The 20,166-nt window shown below is 44.6% G+C and carries 12 protein-coding genes; 4 read left to right on the plus strand and 8 right to left on the minus strand.

Features of this window, described 5'->3' with window-relative positions; genetic code table 11:
- Both KD145_RS31930 and KD145_RS31935 read left to right on the plus strand, forming a co-directional pair.
- Complete coding sequence (locus KD145_RS31930; RefSeq protein ID WP_212003834.1) at nucleotides 1-3,174, plus strand: hypothetical protein; 3,174 nt, start codon at nucleotides 1-3, stop codon at nucleotides 3,172-3,174.
- Nucleotides 3,143-4,105, plus strand: a complete 963-nt coding sequence (locus KD145_RS31935) for a Wadjet anti-phage system protein JetD domain-containing protein (RefSeq protein WP_212003835.1) — start codon at nucleotides 3,143-3,145, stop codon at nucleotides 4,103-4,105. Before KD145_RS31930 ends, KD145_RS31935 begins: the two co-directional genes overlap by 32 nt.
- A 777-nt stretch (nucleotides 4,106-4,882) precedes the next feature.
- On the opposite strand, the gene KD145_RS31940 is transcribed toward KD145_RS31935, so the two are convergent.
- Together KD145_RS31940 and KD145_RS31945 are read right to left on the minus strand one after the other, a co-directional pair.
- Complete coding sequence (locus tag KD145_RS31940) at nucleotides 4,883-6,400, minus strand: hypothetical protein (RefSeq protein ID WP_212003836.1); 1,518 nt, start codon at nucleotides 6,398-6,400, stop codon at nucleotides 4,883-4,885.
- A gap of 28 nt (nucleotides 6,401-6,428) precedes the next feature.
- Nucleotides 6,429-6,752, minus strand: coding sequence for a hypothetical protein (locus KD145_RS31945; protein ID WP_212003837.1), 324 nt, complete (start codon nucleotides 6,750-6,752; stop codon nucleotides 6,429-6,431).
- Between the two features lie 639 nt (nucleotides 6,753-7,391).
- Here KD145_RS31945 and KD145_RS31950 point away from each other — a divergent pair.
- Nucleotides 7,392-8,069, plus strand: a complete 678-nt coding sequence (locus tag KD145_RS31950; RefSeq protein WP_249219681.1) for a TIGR02117 family protein — start codon at nucleotides 7,392-7,394, stop codon at nucleotides 8,067-8,069.
- 220 nt (nucleotides 8,070-8,289) lie between these two features.
- On the opposite strand, the gene KD145_RS31955 is transcribed toward KD145_RS31950, so the two are convergent.
- The 4 genes from KD145_RS31955 to KD145_RS31970 all read right to left on the minus strand — a co-directional run bounded on the left by KD145_RS31955 (nucleotide 8,290) and on the right by KD145_RS31970 (nucleotide 14,233).
- Entirely contained in the window at nucleotides 8,290-9,903 is a 1,614-nt protein-coding gene (locus tag KD145_RS31955) for a right-handed parallel beta-helix repeat-containing protein (protein ID WP_212003838.1), read from the minus strand.
- 584 nt (nucleotides 9,904-10,487) lie between these two features.
- A complete protein-coding gene (locus tag KD145_RS31960) occupies nucleotides 10,488-11,435 on the minus strand; it encodes a hypothetical protein (RefSeq protein ID WP_212003839.1) in 948 nt (315 codons plus the stop codon).
- Nucleotides 11,436-11,660: 225 nt separating this feature from the next.
- Nucleotides 11,661-13,832 (minus strand): TonB-dependent receptor domain-containing protein, encoded by a 2,172-nt coding sequence (locus KD145_RS31965; protein ID WP_212003840.1) that lies wholly within the window; start codon nucleotides 13,830-13,832, stop codon nucleotides 11,661-11,663.
- A 77-nt stretch (nucleotides 13,833-13,909) separates the two neighbouring features.
- Nucleotides 13,910-14,233: a DUF6660 family protein gene (locus tag KD145_RS31970; protein ID WP_212003841.1), complete on the minus strand. Its 324-nt coding sequence runs from the start codon at nucleotides 14,231-14,233 to the stop codon at nucleotides 13,910-13,912.
- A gap of 128 nt (nucleotides 14,234-14,361) precedes the next feature.
- On the opposite strand from KD145_RS31970, the gene KD145_RS31975 reads away from it, so the two are divergent.
- Nucleotides 14,362-15,312, plus strand: a complete 951-nt coding sequence (locus tag KD145_RS31975) for a hypothetical protein (protein ID WP_212003842.1) — start codon at nucleotides 14,362-14,364, stop codon at nucleotides 15,310-15,312.
- A 65-nt stretch (nucleotides 15,313-15,377) separates the two neighbouring features.
- Here the strand turns inward: KD145_RS31975 and KD145_RS31980 are convergent, their stop codons facing one another.
- Both KD145_RS31980 and KD145_RS31985 read right to left on the minus strand, forming a co-directional pair.
- Nucleotides 15,378-17,600 (minus strand): DUF4838 domain-containing protein, encoded by a 2,223-nt coding sequence (locus KD145_RS31980; RefSeq protein ID WP_212003843.1) that lies wholly within the window; start codon nucleotides 17,598-17,600, stop codon nucleotides 15,378-15,380.
- Between the two features lie 4 nt (nucleotides 17,601-17,604).
- Nucleotides 17,605-20,160, minus strand: a complete 2,556-nt coding sequence (locus tag KD145_RS31985) for a tetratricopeptide repeat protein (RefSeq protein WP_212003844.1) — start codon at nucleotides 20,158-20,160, stop codon at nucleotides 17,605-17,607.
- Nucleotides 20,161-20,166: the final 6 nt, after the last annotated feature.

Here is a 20,166-nt window from a genome sequence, read left to right on the forward strand (position 1 = left end):
ATGCACCTATATTCAATTTCAACTGTCTGTTTGCTCAAGCATTATAACCAGGATTATCTATTACATTCATTAAGAACAGACTTTACTGGAGCCAATGGCGTAGGGAAGTCCATTATCGCTGATCTTTTCCAGATAGTGTTTATTGGAGACCCCAAGTATATCAAATTTGCTACTGAAGGGGTAGATAAGAAAAAGCGAAGGATTGAAAACCTTCCCTATGAAAGCGGTGTCGGTTATGTGTTTTTCAATGTAGAGCTGGCAGAAGGTCGCTTCATTGCCCTTGGAGCAGCCATTTTCTCGCAAGGACATCAGCCGATAAAAACCTTTATTATTACATCTTCCATCAACTTGGATAAGGACAAATTAGAGAATTATACATTTGGTAAAGATGAACTTCTCTATAGTAATGACTTTTTGGGAGCTAACGGTCATCCATATACGCCAGATGATCTGGCGAGAATACTGCCGGACAGCCATCGCCTATACATGCATTATTTCAGTTCCCGTGAAGAAAAAAATGAATACTATGGCTGGCTTTATATGAATGAAATTCTTCCGATAAATCTGGTAAAAGAAGGCAATTTAAGGGCTTTCGCCAAAGTGATTCAATCATTCTCTAAATCAAAAGCCTTAAATATAGATAACTCCCACAGTCTGATAGAATATCTGTTTGAGGAGGATGAGGTAGAAATCAGCCAGGAGTATAATAACCAGGAGCAGGCAATTGCTAAGCTCCTGCACCAGTTTAAATTAACCAAGGGACAAATAAGCGATATTTCTACCAAACAGGCGGTGCTAAAAAGGCTGAAGCAGTACAATATAGAGAAAGATGATACAGGATTGAAACTGGATATAGCTCGCTATACAGAGGTACTTCATAAGCGAAAAACCGCCTGTGATGAACTGATGAAAATCGGAAAAACGGTTGCATCTCAACAACAAAAACTTACAATTTTAAAAGGACGGACAGATAAGTATACAAGGCTGGAACGGCTCGCTGAAACCCTTGCTAATGCCGAGTATAAAAAATTATCTAACCTGACATCCTTGCCAACTTTGTTCTCATGTCTGGATAACTTAAAAGAACAGCAACAACGGATATTAGGCATTGATACCGATAGGTTGATGGTCCAGATAATGCCTGATAACGTAACTGAGTTGTTGGCTAAAGACGCATCGGAATATGAAAGAAGCATTGAAAATTCCAGAGAAGTGCTGATGCGTTATGCAACAGTGGAAAGTATGGAACAGACCAAGATTAAACAAGATACCTGGTTACGCAGCAGGGAAAGGGAAGTAGAAGCAGCAGAGAAAGAGTTATTGCAATTTCAACATATAATAGAGGAGGTAGAAGGAAATAATATCTTTTTAAATGCATTATCGACCAGTAACGGACTTACCAAGGCACAACAAGCGGTAGCGGTATACCTTCGTGATGTTTCCTTGAGTAAACCCCAGCATCCGAAAGCTGGTATGCGTTATACCACTTCTAAAATTCTGTTGGAAGAATTAGAGATTTCAGCTGATGATGCCAATGCTGGCTGGTGGATCAAAACGGGTTCCTTGTTTGAATTTGTTCCGGAAACATCTGAACTTCTTCCCGGCTTTGATTTTGTAAAAATTAATAGTATCGACGAATTGAAGCAGCTGTTGCATGCCCGGCTTGTTGAGTGTCAGCAACAAAAATCCCAGCTTCAAAGCACTGGCAATGGCGTATTACCGGAGGGCTTTGCAGAATACCCTTATGATATAGACCTGTCTGATGCTACGAAACTGAAAACCCATATTTATGCAGCATCATTATGTGCTATTGTTAATTATAAGGCTGCTGATCTTAGGAAACAGATCGCCATGGAGGAAGAGAAAATAAAAAAGGCAAAACAGGATTTTGATATTACACTCGAAGGAATGGAATATGACCTGTTGCGTAAACAGTTAGATGAGAATTTCCAAAGACTGCGTAACCGTTATGAAAAATTGAAATCCGGTAATAACACTGAGAAAGCAGCTATTGATAGCCTAAATAATAATTTGCCCCTCCTTCGGCAAAATTATGAACAACTGTCAGAAACGCTAAGGGTATTAAATGAGCACCATGCTGCCTTGCATCAGGATTTCCTGGACCAACATCCCGGGCAGCCCGTTCCTGAACCGGATTTGAATATTCCATGGAGTACCAACCTTACTGTATTGGAGAAGGCATATCAGGATGCTGCATCGACCTATACCAATGAATACAACCAGGTTGTTGGCCAGTTTGAGGAAACAAAGCAGTCCAGGGATATTCGTGTACATGAACAGATTCGTAATAATACCTACTCATTTGATATATTAGAGCAGGCGCTGTTAGGAAGGAAGATTCGTACGTTAGATGATGTAACTGGCCATTTAGAGACATTGAATGCGGAGCTGTTGTCTATTGCAGATGACTTGCTAGGTAACCTGGTAAAAGTGTTTGGTAAAACAGAGAGCTATTTTGACCGTTATAAAGAGCTGGTGCAATCATTAAATGATTTTTTTAAAGGTAAACTGATTAGTGGAAGATTTTATTTCCAGATTGACTTCAATCCTGCGCCTAAAATGGATATTAAATGGATTGAACATCTTCGGAAATTGTCGCTGAACCTGGGAGGTGTAGGTGAATTTGAAGACGTAAAACCAGATCAGATCATAGAAGAACTATACATGAAATATTCTGGCAACAAGTCTCGTGTTTCCCTCACCGACCTATTGAATCCCAAACGATATTTCCAATTAAAAGGAAAGTTAACGGATGAGCGACATCGGGAAACTTCCGGTAGTACCGGGGAAAGCTATACCGCGCTGGCCCTGCTTGGCATCGCCAGGCTGTCTGTAGTACAGGATGGCGACAGGCCAGGTTTGCGTTTCATCATTCTGGAAGAATCTGCGACCCTGGATAATGTTAATTTTGGACTGTTCCCGGAAATTGCGAAGCAATATGGTTATCAGATAATCACGATGACGCCAAAGCCCTATGCTGTTGGCGACGATGGTGGATGGTACATTCATCAGCTGATACCAGGGAAAGGCAATCTGGATATCAATTATCCGAAGATCATGAGTTATTTCAGAACAAATAGAAAACAAATGGATTTGAGTAGTTTTTTAAAAACAAGAACTAATGAACTGGCAGACATTCAAATCACTTCATGAGTTATATGTAGAAGGAAAGACCAGGTACCGGTCTAGCTTGGATAAAGAGCCGGTATTTAAGTATTATGCTGCTCAGGCGAAAGAGCTGCTTATTACAAAAAATGAAATCCTGGTTCGAAATAAGACCTCTTTTGAAAAAAGCTATAGCAGTCGTTATTTAGAGAAATATAATGTATGCAAAAAATTGTTGGATGATATTGGTGAGAATACGCCCCAGTGCAGGTTTGAGGATACAGATATTCTCTGCTTGCATGAAATGAAAGAACAAATGGAGGCCGGTCTTCTGCAAGAAATACGCCAGCAAATAATTGATTCGAATGAAACACGGCGGGGCGTATCCAATATGTTCTTCAAGCACGAAAAGCACCTGGATACAAGTGAGGCATTGGAGCGGGCAGTCAAAACCATCTTACAGATCGAAACATTTGCTGACACAAGAGACCATCAATATTTATATGTAATGCAATGCCTGCACCCAAAAGCGATTGTATTATGTGAAAACCTGTATTTTTTAAAGATGCCAGAGAAAGCCAGGAATAACAAGGTAGAACTCTGGTATGCAGGCGGCAGAAACGTGGAGAAGCTTAAGTATAGCAACCATAGAAATCTGCCGATCTACTATATATGTGATTGGGACCATGATGGATTGGATATTTATAGGAGTGTAAAAGAGAAGCTGCCGCAGATTCAGCTGCTTACGCCCAATGGAGCCGGCAGGAGTATTTTGCTAACCGAACATCGAAGTCTCTGGCGATATCCAGATAGTCCGGAGTTCCTGTCTGGCCTGGAAGCAGAACTATTAACTGGTGAGCAACAGCAATTAATCCAAACATTGATAACGGAAGATAAATGGATCGTAGAGGAGTCTAATGATTTGATGGCGCTACTGCAGGTAGATAAAGTCTTTTCTTCATCGACCAGGCACAAGTAATGATTTCAAACACCACGTTTATGATAGCTACCAACAAAACCTAAATTTATATTATGTTGGAATTACACGAGCAAGGAAATTTGTATATTATTATCTAGTGCTGCTAGCGTCAATCATTTGGGTGATTCCAAGGTAGGAGTCAGGCGGTTCGATAATTAATTCCGTCAAAAACCAGTTTTTCAGGGAAGATCGAACCGATAATCTGCCGCTTCTTCTTTACATCTCCGTCCATTGAAGATTTTATTAAAAAAGAAAATGTATTAATTGATTTCAATATTGACAAAAACCTATCAGACTTTTCTTTGGACCTGTTTAAACAGGAATATGCCTACTATAGCAAAGATCTATGTGACGTAACAGAAGAAGGTTTTATTGGCTATATGTACGTCTTTTTCAGGATAAGGGAATGTCGGCATTCGCTGTCATGGTATGGCAAGATAACAGATTTTCGTATTGTCTATGATGTAGTCCGGGATGACAAGGGCTTTTAACAAGCCCTTGTATGATGAATTGGTAGAAAATTCGTTTTATTGTGCCCCGCCATACCTGCCATTATACGGCTTTATGAAGCAAACAAAGAAATGATCAATGTTAAGCCTTTACTGTACTGGAAAGATAAAAAACAAAAGCCCAGTTTGCAGACTATGTACAGAAATCTTATTCCAATATGGATTTAAAAGAGGTAATGGAGCAGGTGCTTCCAGGGTTTCCGTAATTGATTTAAAAACACCAGCCGCCAGGTAACCCCGGCGGACTGCTGCAGTGTCAGGGGGGTATTTATTTTTGTTCCTCACGGATATGCCGGAATGCGTTTAAATATCTCTGCAACTTCGAATTGGTAAAGCCTGTATCCGGATGAAGTACTGGTTTGTCTACAGTATCCAGCAGGAAAGAGCAGTCAGTTCCTAATCTTACCTGAGACGCGCCATGACATCCCTGGCATCCGCCCATCACATAGCCTTTGCCGCCATAAATAACATTTACTTTATTATCCATAGGGTGGCCTATAGAACTGCCTCTGAATTTGGCCAGTATATCATCCGATTCTATCACATAATTGGCAAGGAAGTAGCTAAAGCTAGTGGAATCGCTGGTGGTGGCAGCTTGCACCCCCACGAGCCGATAATATTGCCATATTGATTTGGGGTTTCTCTGTAATATTAAACCATGCGCCGCAGTAGTGGAGTTCTTCACTACCTGCGGTATTGGATGATAACGTGGATAGTTTTTGATGAAAGGGCCTGTCTGATTCCCGTTGCTATCAAGGTTTATATAGCCCATGTCGGTGATATGTCCTGTACCCGCTAAGCTGTTTTGTACGTCGACCTGTTCGAAGGTAGCAAATACAAAATTCGGGAAGGTTTGGGTTTTATGGATAATGTGTATGCCAATCAGTGCATAGCGTTCATTAACAGCTCTGAGCCCATTTGAAGTTTGTGCATAGGTAAGCACTGTCCGCATTACATACCTGGTGCTGTCTTCATTGGGTTTAAGTCTGCGCCAGGCTGTCTTTACTTCAATGGCGCCTTCAGTGGCCCGCTGATTGTTTCCACAGGGCAGGCAAATTACCCTTCCCTTCCCTTTCCCGTTCACGGAGGTAGTATCACTTTCGCAGGTTGAAGTTGAACCTTTAAAATAAGCAGAATCCGCATGGATGCTGTCTTTATTATTGATATTACCCTGGTAGAGCTTTTCCTTGGTGCTAAAGTTTGTCCGGATATAGTTATACTCATCGCGATTCACCTTTGCCTGGTACAACACCTGATATTGCTTATCGTTTGTAATCGACTGCCCAAACACGATACAGGAGCCTATTTCATTGTTTTCATCCAGGTTATTAAATACTGTGGTATCTGTACCTTTGAGCGGCTGCGTCCAATTGTAATAAGTATAGTATGGCACGGTATCGAATTTGCTCATCACATTGGTTGCCGGCCTTAACTCTGTTCTGTGTTTATAAGTTTCCCAAACGAACAGAGGGGGATAAGGGTTCTTATCTGTTTCATACCTCCATTTCGTATCTGGCGTTCCTCTGGTACCTGATTGCTCATAGTCGGATTTCCAGTTCAGCGCAAAAAATTCATCCCAAGCAAAAGTGCAAAGGTTCTGTGGTGTCGCCTGACCTGAAACATCGTGAGGTACATCAGAAGAAATGGTGATAGGAAATGTTTGATTCACATCCTTCTCAGTAGGAGCAGGTTTGGATTCCTCCGCTGCTGCCGACTTTCTTCGTATCAGCAATACACTTACAGTACCTGCAAACAATATTGCCACAATAAAAACATATTTTTTCATAATTGTTAATTTGAGGGTAAGAACGATTTTATCTGATTTCCATCTTATAAAGATTTTTGCTGATGATAGCACTCAAGGCTTCCTTATTGCTTTCTCTGCCGTGTATTTCTATACAGAAATTGTCGGTGTAATCTTTTTTATGTGGAATGTATAAAAGGGCGCGGGGGCTTAATACTTCCTGTAACTTGTATTGCCTTTGAGGTTCAGCATCCATCCGTCGCCTATTATTTACTTGAATATCCAGATCAGCAGTTGAGAGAGATAGCATCACAGGAAAGTGAGGTGTCTGATTTGTTGTAATAACTTCTGTATGCCGATTTGCCGGCACCAGAGTTTCCGTTTTTGCTGTCATAATGGGAGAGTTTATATGATGATAAATTGTTTTTTTACATCACATGAATGGGTGCATTTGAAGATATTGATAGATAAGAGGCTGATCGGTTATTATGAGGAGATGAATGTGTAATGGTACTGAGGCCGTGCTGTCGCTTCTTTAAGATGTATAGTATTCCTTACTATTTACCTGAATAGTGATTTAAGTTATATAAAAAATTGGAACTGAAAAAATTGTTTTTTTAGTATTGTCCGACTAAAAACAATAGGAAAGGAATAGAAAATGGGGCGTAAAGCCCCCCTCTACAGTCCTTATTCTCAGCCTTCCTTCTGTTTAGATTCGCTTATTACTTTATCATAAAATGCTTGTTGATACTCCTGAACTCAGTCAGGTGGACAGCTTCAATTAGTTTTTCAAGATGTCTTTTTATACCCGATAGCTCAATGGTTTCGTTTTACCAGCTCTTAAATTCCAAAAAGAACTTCTGGTGTATCCCACTATGATACAATAACGTATTGTTTATTAATAATGCCTATATTCCAAAGGTTAAAGCTGTTGTATGAGAGAAACATCCTCAAACGCGCCATAAGGATGACCTTCAAAGTGAATTGCTATAATAAACATAATTCTTACTTTGCAGGCTCAAAACCAAACTTCTTGAAGAAAGTCTTTAAAATTTTTTCCTATACGCTATTAACCTTTTGCCTGCTGGCTGGCCTGTACCTTTCATCGGCGTATATCCTTTCCCGTATGAGTACTCCGAAAGAACAGGTCGCAGATGCTGATATTCCTATTTACATACTCACTAACGGTGTACATACAGATCTGGTGGTACCTGTCCGCACGGAGCAGATCGATTGGAGTACCCGCATTCCTTTTGGCAACACTATAGCCAATGATAGCAGTGCTCAGCTGCTGGCTTTCGGCTGGGGAGATAAGGGCTTTTACCTGCAAACACCCACCTGGGCCGATCTTAAATTCAGTACAGCATTCAAAGCGGCTTTTGCCTTAAGTACTGCCGCTATCCATGCTACTTATTATCGCCAACTGCAGGAAAATGAAAGTTGCCGCAAGATCATGATTAATAAATCCCAGTATGCAAGATTAATCCAATTTATCAGTAATAGCTTTAAACCAGGCACAGATGGTATGCCGATCAAGATAAATACAAATGCTAATTACGGTAATGGCGACGCTTTTTACGAAGCCAAAGGGAGATATAACCTGTTTTATACCTGTAATACCTGGGCTAACGATGGGTTAAAAAGCTGTGGACAAAAGGCCTGCCGCTGGACCATCTTTGACACAGGAATATTTTATCACTACAGGAAGTAAGCTTAGCATTAAAAGCTACTTTCGTACCAGTTGGATAAAGAATCCACCTCTGGGCACGTAAAAGTAAAAAGGCTTGTAAGTTTTAACTTACAAGCCTTTTTACTTTTAGTCAGATGTCGTTTCTAACTACTTGCGCTCCCATTATTCATGGATCAAATTGAAAAATTCGCGAGACAAATTTGACAGCCAGTACCTTGAATGATTACATCTTTTCGCACGACTACTTCACATAAGTACTACCCTTATCCTGCCCAAATGTTTGAGGACGGTTGTCTGTTGTGGGCTTATCGGGTACGGGAGGTGCGGGGGCTGTCCAGTTGTTCCATGATACACGGGAGCCATCAGGTGCAGTCACTTCAAATCCGGCAAATTGCCAGTCGCCGTAATAATGATTATTACGGAAAATATTATCCTGCTGAAAGGTGATCCGCCAGGGAATCTGGTAACCACTGAATTCAGGAAATGTGCCGTACTCAGAAAATATTCCATTGATACCGCAGTAATTTCCTCCTGTACATCCCAGCAGCGCTTTATCTATTCTGAAATCATTATTCTCTACCACCACATTTTCTGTTGACCAGCGACAAACAAATTTATTTACAACACTACCAGGAATAACATCCGGCAAACCGGATTTGCAGGGAGAATCATCGTACAGGCTTCTCATCTTTATTGTGCCCGCCCGATGGGTGTTGGCGCTGGATCCACTATACCTGTTTGCATTTTCCCACAGCACTACACCTCCCCAGTTATTCTCAAAGTTATTGTTGCTGATCAGCATGGGGGAGGTTTTCAGATTAAATCCACGTGGACTGCCGGCTTCGGAAATATATACTGCAGGAACCGGAAAATAATCTCCTTTACGCGCATTCTCCATACCAGCAACGATCGCATTCTTCTTAAAGTTATTGAAACGTACGCTGGCATCATAACCGGCTTCTATCATTAATCCGTTTCCATCATTATCATTGATATAATTATTTTCAATGACGAAGCCACGATTATTATTATCCAGCCATAAGCCTACCCCTTTATTATTATGCACCCAATTATTCGTAACCCTGGCATTCTTGTTGATCCAGAACTTTACGCCACCGGTACAACCACATCCATCGATTTTGCTCTCCCAATCATCGGTATTGTTACCTGCAATTTCATTATGATCCAATACAAAATTTACTACCTCGTTGGTTTCAGTTCCGCAACAGGAGTTAATTCCATATTGACCATTGTCTTTTATGCAATTATAACGGTAAACATTATTAGGCCCAGCCATCAGACCGGCGCCTTTGTTATTGGAGATGGTATTATATTCAATGGTCCATTTATCGCCGGCATCATGGTTGACAACACCTTCGTCGCGCGGCGCCATGAAGTTGCGGATGGTAAGATAACGGATCGTCACATTGACAGCCCGCTGTGTAAACGCATAATGATTGATATGCTGACCATCCAGGATGGCACCAGGGCCGCCAATAAATGTAGTATTGTTCTCAGGTATAATCTGGCTGAATGGATCATCGCCTATTGTATGTACACCAGGTGCCAGCCAGAAAGTGGCTCCTTCGACTTTAAAGTTGAAACCTTTGTTATCACCTGCCGGCACTGTAATAGCACCCGCTGGCGCAGCGCTGGGTCCCGTCAGTAATTGCGTATTGCCACAGATTTCAGCCGGTGGCGACGATGGCCACACATTTGCTTCAGAATTAGACGGATTTCCGGGTTCCTTTTGGGAGCCTGGTGCACCAGGCTTATGACATCCCGTGATATAGAGGAGGCACAACGGAAGTAAAGATCCACAGATCTTTTGCAATAGTAAATCAGTTTTTCTCATAGGAGTTGAATTTGGTGAACAAAAGGTTTCCATCGTCACTTACCTGTATCAGTAGTAAGTGGCTTACTATATAAAAATAATTAGTCAGCTTTTTAGAAGGCACTGCGACGGCAGCTGACGCTGTTCTTCCCAACTACAGGGCATTTAAATGCTTATCGCATTTGCAAAGACTTTAAATTGTTTGCTGGTGATTCAAATAAGGCATTCATAATTGACATAGGTTTGGCCAGGCTAAATACCTTAGTGTCCAAGAAATGATTGACAATGCATCTGGGCTTGAACCTTCCTTTCTTCTCACGTGAAATATTTCCCTGATCGATAGGCATCTTTCCTTTCAGTACAGCAGGGATTATTAGTAGTCTTCACTATAGTAAAGGTTCTTCAGACTGGTTTCGGGGCGGTAAGTTACAAATAAAATGAAAGATTTAAGCAGGAAGATCTTTTTTTAAGGAGATATTAATTATATCCTAACGGAAGAATAGAAAAACTTTGATAAAGAGGCGCTAAGGATTCCTGAAATCAGCGGATCATTGGGAAGTAACCTATTTAACGCGAATTCAAAGTAAGGCAAATTAAAATCCGGGTTACAACTTATATGTAATACCCAAAGACCAGTAGAACCGGTTGCTCAGTGGTTCTACCTTTACTATTGATTCCTTGGTAGACAGTGTTGTTAGTGTAAGCACCGCAGGGTGCAATGGAATAGCGTAAGTGGGTTCAAAAGAGAAAGTGAGTCGCTTATGAATGGTATAAGATATGGGTAGGCTTAATTCATAATCCAGTATGGTAAAATTGGATGCACCACTCATATCTGCTACCACAGTTGGATGTTGACGTTGTTTCTTTTGCTTGCTCACTTTTACTACAGGACTGAGGTAACGCTTGTTATAATAATCATCATAATAGTGTTGCGTTCCGGCGTTAGCTGATACGGTAGGAATGATGTTCAGATGATCGTTGAACAGGGAGAAACTATGCTCCAGTGCGGCTCTTACGGAATAATCGGTTTTTGATCCGAAATTCATATAGCCGTCTATAGAAGCTGCGATGATTTCATTGAAATCATATTCAACGCTGGCATGCACATCACCATTCAATTCTGACCGTACGTTATCACTCAGGTCACTATAGAAAAATTTAGAGGCACTGATCTCTCCATCAAAATTACCCCGCGAAAACATATACCCTGCTGTAAGTATACCTGCATCCACACGAGTACCGTTATCCGTTAACATAGAAAGGATACCCTCTGCATATAACCCCGATTTATGATAATAACCCAATGTAGTGGACAAATACGGGATACGGGTGCTGTCGTTTCTGCCGGTATATACGTTGTCACTCAGGTATTGCAAGCCTGCACGAAAATGCGACCTGGGTCTTTCTTTGTCTGCTGTTATCGTTTGTTCATTACCGGTAGCCGGCAGTGAATCCCGCTGGTACGATGGTGCGGTAGTGGCCCTGTTATCGGGTTGCTGCGCGAATATAGGTATTGACGGCAATAACAGAATGCATAGAGATAGTACTTTCATGTGCTTTTTACAGATTATAATACATAGTGACTATAGACAGAATCAAAGCCCCAAAGTTTAATCTATAAATCACCGTTGATATTATCAATATGTTAAAACTGCATTAGAAAATAAGAGGATGTTTCAAAATTGCCCAGTGATTTATCTGCTTTTCGCCGCTTTCCCTTTCATATGTCAATGCCACACATACCGGGAAAAGCGGCGAAAAGTTGATTACTGCATTGCTTACAATTTTAATTTCAGACCTCCGTTGACCACGAAACCATCCAGCGGTGCGTAGATGTCCCTAAACACAGGATGTGTTACGGTGCCGGTGTAGATACTCCCGAAACGGGTTTGCCGGGTGTCAAGATAGTTTTCAAAATTCACGAACAAAGAAAATTTCTCCCACAGCTTTTCCGCCATGAATCCACATATCCAGTAAGGCTTACCGGTGGTGCCATCTGTGAGCGTCTGTTTGCTGTAGTAATAGGCTTCCAGCCCTATCTTCCACTTTTCTTCTTTTTCATACATCAGTACATTGTTCAGCCGGTGACGGGCGGTGAGCGGGTTTTCGCGGATGATGCCATTATCATTCAGGCGCGCATCGGTAAAAGTATATCCGATGAATAGTTTAAAGTCGCCGTACCCGAATTTAACATTCGTTTCCCAGCCTTTGGTATCAATGAACCCATCTACGTTTTCCAGTCTGTAGAGATTTCCGGGGACTGTATTAAGTAATAAAGGGTGATTGATACGGGTATAAAAGAAAAGCTGATTGATGCTGAAACTTAGCTTATCATCAAACAGAGATGTTTTGTAATTCAGATCAAAGTTGGCGCCGTAGGACCGTTCCAGTTTATTGACATCGGCATTGATGGGCAGCACGGATTTATACTGGATACGTTCTGTTTCCTCCGTAAATATCGTGGGTGTTTTATAACCCAGTCCTCCGCCAACACGGGATGAGAATTCAGGAGAGATTTTAAACAGGGCCGAAATCCGGGGCAGCAGTACCAGGCCATAGTCAATTACATAGTCACCCCGCAAGCCTGTTTCCAGCTGCAGCCAGTCGTTGGCCTTCCAGGTATTTTGTACAAAAGCACCCAACGTGTTCTGATTGTAGTTACGCTTAGGCAGGGTGTCTGTTTGCTGTTCTTTGAAATTATCAGTATAAACGTTGATGCCGGTTATCCAGTCCATGTTTTCCTGCTGACGGTGGTAGGTAGCCTCTGTATAAGTGGACCACTGCTGTCCATCAAATACATAACCGGGGATAGAGATCGTCCGTTTAAAGCTGTTGATGGAATTTTTTACCGTTAGACTGTTGCCTTCACTGAACTCATGATTGAAGGAAAACTGGGTAGAGAAACGGTTACTTTTATTCTTCTCATAGTAACTATGTGTACTGTCGCCCCGACCTTTGATATAGAGGATATCGCCACCGGTCCTGTCTTCCGTGATAAAGTTGAGGCCCAGGTTCATCGAGGTTTTCGGACTGAAATAGACAAACAACTTAGGGTTGAATACATACCGTTCAAATTTTGGTATAGCGGTGAATCCGGTGTTGGATGGATCATAGGCTTTGTTGCTGTTGCGGGAGGCAAAAACAGTCATCCCTACCTTGTTGAACCGCTGTCCGTAAAATCCGTTGAGGTCCAGCCCACCGGCAGAGGTGCCATTGATCAGGAACCGGAGGTCTCGTTCTGTTGTGGGTACTTTTGATATCAGATTGACCAGCCCGGCGATAGCCCCGCCGCCGTATAAAGTGGAGGAGGAGCCCTTGATAACCTCTACTTGTTTCAGGTCGAGTGGGGGAGTTTGTAGCAGTCCTAAACCACCGGAAAAGCCGGCATACAGCGGAAACCCGTCTTTGAGGATCTGTGTATATCGACCATCAAGGCCCTGGATACGGATACTGGAATTGGCTGATGTGGCTGAAACCTGCTGTGTTTGGATTCCGGTGCTTTCATTGAGCATCATCCGTATATCACCCGGCTTCATGTTTCCTTTTTCTTCCAGTTCTTCACCGGCTATGAATTCAACACGGGTGGGTATGTCCCGGATACTACGGTTGCTACGGGTAGAGGATATTACCACTTCCTCCATTTCTTCCCCGGCATGCTCCAGATAGATAGTAACAGTATCGGAAGATAATGGGAAAGAAAAGGTATCGGCTTTCTCCTGATATCCCATATAGGTGCAGGAAATGACATGCCTGCCATTGGGAATGCCGGTAATAGTGACTACTCCGTTATTGTCGGCCTGGGCCCCTTTGTTGGTACCTGTGAGTATGGCTGTGGCCCCGATCAGGGGTTTTTTGCTGTCTGCGTCTTTTATGAATGCTGTGAACTTGTTCTGTGCCAGGCACACCTGTGCAAAGCACAGTAATAATATAATGCTAAGTGTCTTAAACATTTTACTGTTGATAAAAGCTGATAAATAGAAGTACGCTGTGCTGTGGCACAGGATATCAAATGTGTGAAAGAGAACTGTCACGATAGCTGGGGTGGCTGCCAGATAGATGTGGGAAATTCAGGGAGAGATTGTTTCGTATGGTCGTAGTAGATATTCCCAGGCAGCGGTATTGTTTCAGGCTCCGACTTTGTAATTTCCGGGATCACCACCCCATGGCAGGTATTACAGGAAAAAAATGGACTGCAAGGCAACTCCGGTTTGTTATGGTTTTCATGTTCATTGTGCTGCTGACTGTCCTTTGTCAGCGCTGTTTCCTCCTCACAACAGTAATCATTTCCGCAGCAGGGAACAGCGGAGAGTGTAAGTACGTATATGGAGAATATGAACAGGAGCCACTTCATGGAGGCAAATATATTAATGATTCCTTTCCTAAGCAACTGTCTACTCGCAGTGGCTTACCTTAATTTAGTAATAGCCCTAACTATCCGTTTCTTCTTTTCTCATATTTCTTAACCCAAACCCCTTATTTATGAGCAAATACATCATCTCCTTGTTGCTGTTGAGTGCTACGATATTTTCTGCCTGTAAAAAAGAGCAGAACAGCACATCAGCTGATACAGCAGTGGCACCTGCCAATAAAGTGCAAGCAAACGATCACGAGGGCCAGGTACTTACGCCTGTGGGCTGGATGCCCAAATCACAAGTACATCATGTAGAGACAGGTGAATACCTGAGCGGAGAGGGGAACCGGCTTCGCAAGTATGACCGCAACGGCAAGGTACTGGCGGATTACGGTGTCATGGAACAGAGTGCCAGGAAAACACCGTTCTATCCTGACAATGCCAAAGTACCTGGCAAAGGCGTATTCCCGCTGGGTTCCGGCTGGATCACCTACACATATTGGACGAATAATACTTCTTCCGCGATCTCTTATTTTAACACCAACTGGACCGTGCCTCCCGCTCCGGCCGTGAATTCCGGGCAGACCATCTTCCTCTTCAACGGTTTACAGAATGCCAACAATATCCTGCAGCCGGTGTTGCAGTGGGGGCCTTCTGCTGCTGGTGGTGGCAACTATTGGGCCATTGCCAACTGGTATGTAGGCCTTGGCACTGCGTACAGTAGTTTGATACCCGTAGCCCCGGGTACCAATCTGCAGGGTGTGATGAGCCTTATCGGTGGAAGTGGCAGCACCCGCAGCTATACGTCAGCCTTCACAGGCTATCCTTCCATTACACTTACGGTGAACAGCGTCCCCACCTTGTACTGGGCGGCGGAATCAATGGAAGCATATGGTGTGGCTACCTGCTCCAACTATCCTAATACCACCAAAACAAGGCTCAGCGCTATTGACCTGAGAGTGGGCGGTGTACAGGCGCCATTGTCATGGACAGTGGCCAATGCTGTTACCGACTGTGGCCAGCATTCTACCGTGGTTACCCAGGGTACGCCTAACGGCATCGTAGATATCTATTATTGATAGCATCGGGAACGGTGGCGGGCGATGAAAGCCTTGCAGGGAGCACCTGCAAGGCTTCGTTTTTGTTATTCCACCCAGATCTCATCGCAGGCAATCATCGGCAGCCGGCGCTCACGATAACGCCATGACGGCAGTGCTGGCCAGTTTGCAGCCTTTATACGAATAAACCTTACCGGTATATCAGCGCCTTTGTTTTCAAAATCAAAGGCAGGCTTTTCTATATCATAATGTTCTTCCGGTATTTGGTTGCTGATATTACCGATGGCTGTAAAATGCTGTCCGTCGGCAGATACTTCAACAGTGACGCCGGCAGGCCGGAATATCCAGTGGCGCGGATCTTCCAGAAAACTCATGGATACTTTTTTCACCACAACAGCCTTTCCCAGGTCGAGCGTGGCGTTCATCGGTTTGCCATAAAAACAAAGCCAGTTGTAACTGAAATCATTATAACCGGGATTGCCGTCTGTCAGGGTGGCCGGCCCTTTGGCCGGAAACTCAGGTGCGGCGGGATATTGCAGCTGTACCTGTGCATGCAGCGCCTTATTGGGGCGTACGCCTGCTGCCAGTATCTTCTTCCATTCTTCTCCGTATGCATCCGGTGAGAGACCACCTTCTGACAACTCTTTCACACCTGACTGCTTACAGGCAGCCACAAAGCGGCTGACACGCTGCGGGAATCCATCCTTCACTTTCCACTGTCCGGTGGCAGACTGCTCAAATATGCCATGCTGCTCAATTCCATAGAAACGGGCCTGTTGCAGGTAAGTGTAATCCTGTGCAAGACGGAGGCGACGTACACGCGGCGCACGCCTGGAATCGTTTTCCACTGCGGCTTCCGCCTTATCCAATGCCGTACTGTACTGATCTATATTTGCAGGTGTGAGAAAGGTATGATGCTCATTCACCGGGTTGCCGTAAATATCTAATGCAGACTGAGCAGCAGCATGCTGCTGTAACTGTTGCAGGTAGGATTTTACATGCGGAGCCGCCTTGCCGTAATACCCCTGCAGGAAATCATCCGTAATACGTTGTATGTCTGTATCCGGCTCCCACAATAGTTTTGCGAGCAGGTAACCTTTCAGCTCGGCCAGGTCACTGTAGGTATCTCCGCTGCCTTGTTCAAAAACACCGGATACCTGCTGCTGCCGCAGATACTGCAGATTGGGCTGTAAAGTGCCCAACACCGGGAACGGCGCGAGGTAATTGGTAAACTGCGTAACATAATCCCATACAAACAGGTGTGATGTTTTTTCACGCCATCCTTTCAGGTAATTCCTGAAAGCCGCCGCAGAGGCTTCTTTGTCAAGCGGTTTGCTCCTGTATGCATCTATGCTGCTCAGCATGATGTACACATTATCAGCGGGCTTCAGATACTGTGGAGGGCGCGTCGTATAGCCATAAGCGAGTGTCGTGAATATTTTGTCCGGGAAGCGGGTCGCCACCTTGTTTACAAAACGCAGCAGGGAGCCCTGGGGGCCGCCTTCAGCCTGATCTGTCTTCCTGCACAGGTCACATTCACAATAACCATTATCATCATTGGGGCTGATAGACCAATATACCGCATCAGGATGCTGTGCCATCTGCGCCTGTAAAGCAGCTATCGTGATATTAAAAACAGCTTCATTGCTCAGGCATAGCTGCGATGGTTGACGGTGGCCCTGTACCTGCGCATAATATTCAGGATGTGGTTTGAAATATTGTGATGCCGGCACGAGTTTGTCGAAAGTATGTCCCCACATGCCCCACAGGTCTTCAAAGCGATGGAGCTTGTGCCAGTCGAGGTATTCAGCGTCCTGGACGGCCGCTGGAAGGTATACTTCCCGGTACCGGAAGGCTGGCACTTCACTGATATGCGTACTCCCCGGAATGATTACTTTGTCTGTATGCGGCACCTCTGCCGGCCCGGCGTCCCATTTGCGGCAGTTGAGCAGCCTCTCCAGGAAAGTGTATACGCCATATACCACGCCCTTGCCGGCACCGCCGGCAATCAGCAGATCGTTATCCTTCACTTCAATTGAGTATCCTTCGGCAGCTATATTTTTCGTATAGGCAATACGTATAGCGCTGCCTCCTTTACCGGGTTCCTGTTGTACCGGCAGCTTCACGCCGGTGGCTTCCAGTATGTAATGCTGCAGGATACCTGCCGCCTTTTGTTCCGTTGTGGTCGCCTGTGCCGGCAGACTGATATGATAGGCGGAATGACCATCGGACACCAGCACCAGGTCACTGGAGCGGGCCGGCAACGTAATAGCAAGCATAAGACAAAGAAAATAAAGCCACCTTTTCATGCGGTTAAAAATTATGCAGCAACGTCAGGTATATATCGTACTGGTTGTATGATTTTCCGTTACCAATATGCTGATTGGTCCAGTTACCGAACAGGCCGAGCGTAGTGCGGTAATGGATTGTTTTCTGATATCCTGCACCAATGCCTCCCGAAAAGAAATTCACTGAACGGCTGAACTGGTAGTTTCTGCTGCGGTCATCCGGTGCGGTACCTGTCGACAATATCAGCGCTACAAAATCTTTCTGTCTGTTCAGGTAATAACGGTTGGTAAGCGTATATGCCTGGAACCATTTGTCCTGCTCATTGATCACGTAGCCGCGTAAGTTCACCCAATAGTTGTTCCAATATTTCGCTATCGACCATACACCTGACCAGGTATTCACGCTGTCATCCCGGAGATAACGTGCACCCAGTTCTCCTTCCCATTCTTTGCCGAAGTTATGAAAGAGTGAGTACCCTGCCCTGAAGCGGGGAAACACATCCGCATTGGACCAGCTGACCAGTCCATAGGAATAATTGCTTTTATTGTGCGTGTAATATGTTTCTGCTTCCAGCTGTATACCATTTCCGGCGGCACGGTCTGCATAATTGATGCGGCCCCCGATACTGCCTCTGTTGTGAAAACGCAGGTATTGCAGCGAAGTAATACTGCCGGGGCGGCTGCCGTTATCAAAGATGCTTTGCAGATGGATAATACCCAGCTGATTGTGGTAGGTTTTGCTTTGCAGCCAGTCATGATAATTGCGCACCTCTTTGTTGGAGGGCTCCAGCTGTTGCAGCGAAGCCGCTGTCGTTGCCGCTTCCCTGTAACGTTTCAGTGTCTCCAGTGTTGCCGCTTTTTTCATCAGCAGGCTTTTATCCTGCGGATAAAGTTGCAGACCTTTATTGGTGTATATCAGTGAGCTGTCGTACTGTTTCAGCGCCAGGTGGGCATTGGCCAGGTTTTGCAACACCAGCGTATCAGACGGATTATACTGTAATGCTTTCCTGTATACAACTACAGCGCTGTCCCATGCACTGGAGGCTCTCAGTATTTTTCCGTGGCTCATCAGCTGATCGGTGTATATCCGGCGCAGGGTGGTGTCGACCGGCTGCTGTTGCAGCAGCTGGCCGGAGATAGCATAAGCTGCCGGGTAATTACCGGTTTCCTGTAGCAACGCGGATTTTTTTTGGAGGATGATGATGTTATTACCGAGAGCGGACAATGCGCGGTCGCAATACCGGATGGCTTCCTGTGTGGCACCGTTACGGTGTTGCAGGTTAATAAGGCTGACCCAGGCGTCCAGGTGGCGGGGATCAGTATGCACCACTTCTTCCAATAAAGGCTGCGCCTTTGCCGGCGAGGCACCTTTCAGTTCTTCGCGGGCTGATGCCATCAGCTGATCTGTGAAGGCCTGCTGGTACCTGGTAACAGCAGGGTATTGCGTCATCAGCCGGCGACTCAGTGTGGCCGCTTCGGTGTAATGCCCGGTAGCCTCCAGTAATGCAGACTTACGGAAAAGCAGTGTTGTATCTTCCGGGACCTGTTGCAGTAATATGTTGATGATGGCGATGGCGCTGTCTTGCTGACCGGCCTGTGAAAAGACGTTTATCCGTTGATGTTGTATGTCCTCGTAAATCTGACGATTGCGTTGATCCGGCTTCAGCTGCCAGGCATGTTGCGCAGTAGCAGCCGCTGCATCATAACGATGCAGGTCCTGCAGGATGCCGGTCTTCTTCAACAGAAAATCAACGTCCGTTGGGTATCGCAGCAGAGCGGTATTACACCATTGCAATGCATCTTCATAACGTTTCATGCTGTAATAGGTGTTGATGATGGCATTCAGCGCATCCCTGTTGCCAGGTTCCAGTTCCAGGATACGGCGGCTCAGAGAGAGCTGTTGCTCTTTATCCCCGCGTTTCCTGGCTGTCAGCCAGGCATTGGTCAGCCGCTCTTTTTCAACGATCTTCGGATCAGGTTTAGGCGCGGGCCTTTCTTCCTGCTGCGGAGCGTTGCGTATTTCTGCCTTTCGCTGTTGTGCAAGATACTCTTCCTTCAATCCTTTCACCTTTGCATCATTGGGGAATAAGCTGCCTAATTGCGCCAGTACTTTCTCCTGTTCGGACTTCTGGTTATTCTCCTGCAAAATACCGTACTTCTTCATCAACAGATCTTTGTTTCCGGGATCTGCCGACAATGCCTCATCAATATAGCAGATTGCTTCACTGCTGTGATGCTGGCTATATTCCAGGTTGATCAGGTATTGTAGTGCATCCGTATTTTTCGGGTCTTTGCGTAGTACCAGCTGCCATTGTATCCTGCCGGCCTGCGGCTCACCTGTAAGAACGTATAACCGTCCCAGTAAGAGCATCACATCCGTATAGTCAGGGCTTTGGGAAAGCGCTTTCAGGCAAAGTGCTTTAGCCTTTTCATAATTATGATGCTGATTGGTTTCCTCCAGCGCTCTTTTCAGCAATATATCAGAAGACACCAGTCCCTTTCGCTGTGCAGTCGTGCTCAGTGTAGCCGACAGCCATGCTATCAGAAACAGGATCTTTTTTGTATTTCTCCAGTTAAACATTTCAAA

This window comes from Chitinophaga sp. HK235, from assembly GCF_018255755.1.
GTDB lineage: Bacteria > Bacteroidota > Bacteroidia > Chitinophagales > Chitinophagaceae > Chitinophaga.

Excerpts from the sequence above, each read along its gene's own strand:
- KD145_RS31975 (WP_212003842.1), top strand. The coding sequence starts at position 14,362 with ATGAGCAAATACATCATCTCCTTGTTGCTGTTGAGTGCTACGATATTT.
- KD145_RS31980 (WP_212003843.1), bottom strand. The coding sequence starts at position 17,600 with ATGAAAAGGTGGCTTTATTTTCTTTGTCTTATGCTTGCTATTACGTTG.
- KD145_RS31930 (WP_212003834.1), top strand. The coding sequence starts at position 1 with ATGCACCTATATTCAATTTCAACTGTCTGTTTGCTCAAGCATTATAAC.
- KD145_RS31935 (WP_212003835.1), top strand. The coding sequence starts at position 3,143 with ATGAACTGGCAGACATTCAAATCACTTCATGAGTTATATGTAGAAGGA.
- KD145_RS31970 (WP_212003841.1), bottom strand. The coding sequence starts at position 14,233 with ATGAAGTGGCTCCTGTTCATATTCTCCATATACGTACTTACACTCTCC.
- KD145_RS31940 (WP_212003836.1), bottom strand. The coding sequence starts at position 6,400 with ATGAAAAAATATGTTTTTATTGTGGCAATATTGTTTGCAGGTACTGTA.
- KD145_RS31965 (WP_212003840.1), bottom strand. The coding sequence starts at position 13,832 with ATGTTTAAGACACTTAGCATTATATTATTACTGTGCTTTGCACAGGTG.
- KD145_RS31955 (WP_212003838.1), bottom strand. The coding sequence starts at position 9,903 with ATGAGAAAAACTGATTTACTATTGCAAAAGATCTGTGGATCTTTACTT.
- KD145_RS31945 (WP_212003837.1), bottom strand. The coding sequence starts at position 6,752 with ATGACAGCAAAAACGGAAACTCTGGTGCCGGCAAATCGGCATACAGAA.
- KD145_RS31960 (WP_212003839.1), bottom strand. The coding sequence starts at position 11,435 with ATGAAAGTACTATCTCTATGCATTCTGTTATTGCCGTCAATACCTATA.
- KD145_RS31985 (WP_212003844.1), bottom strand. The coding sequence starts at position 20,160 with ATGTTTAACTGGAGAAATACAAAAAAGATCCTGTTTCTGATAGCATGG.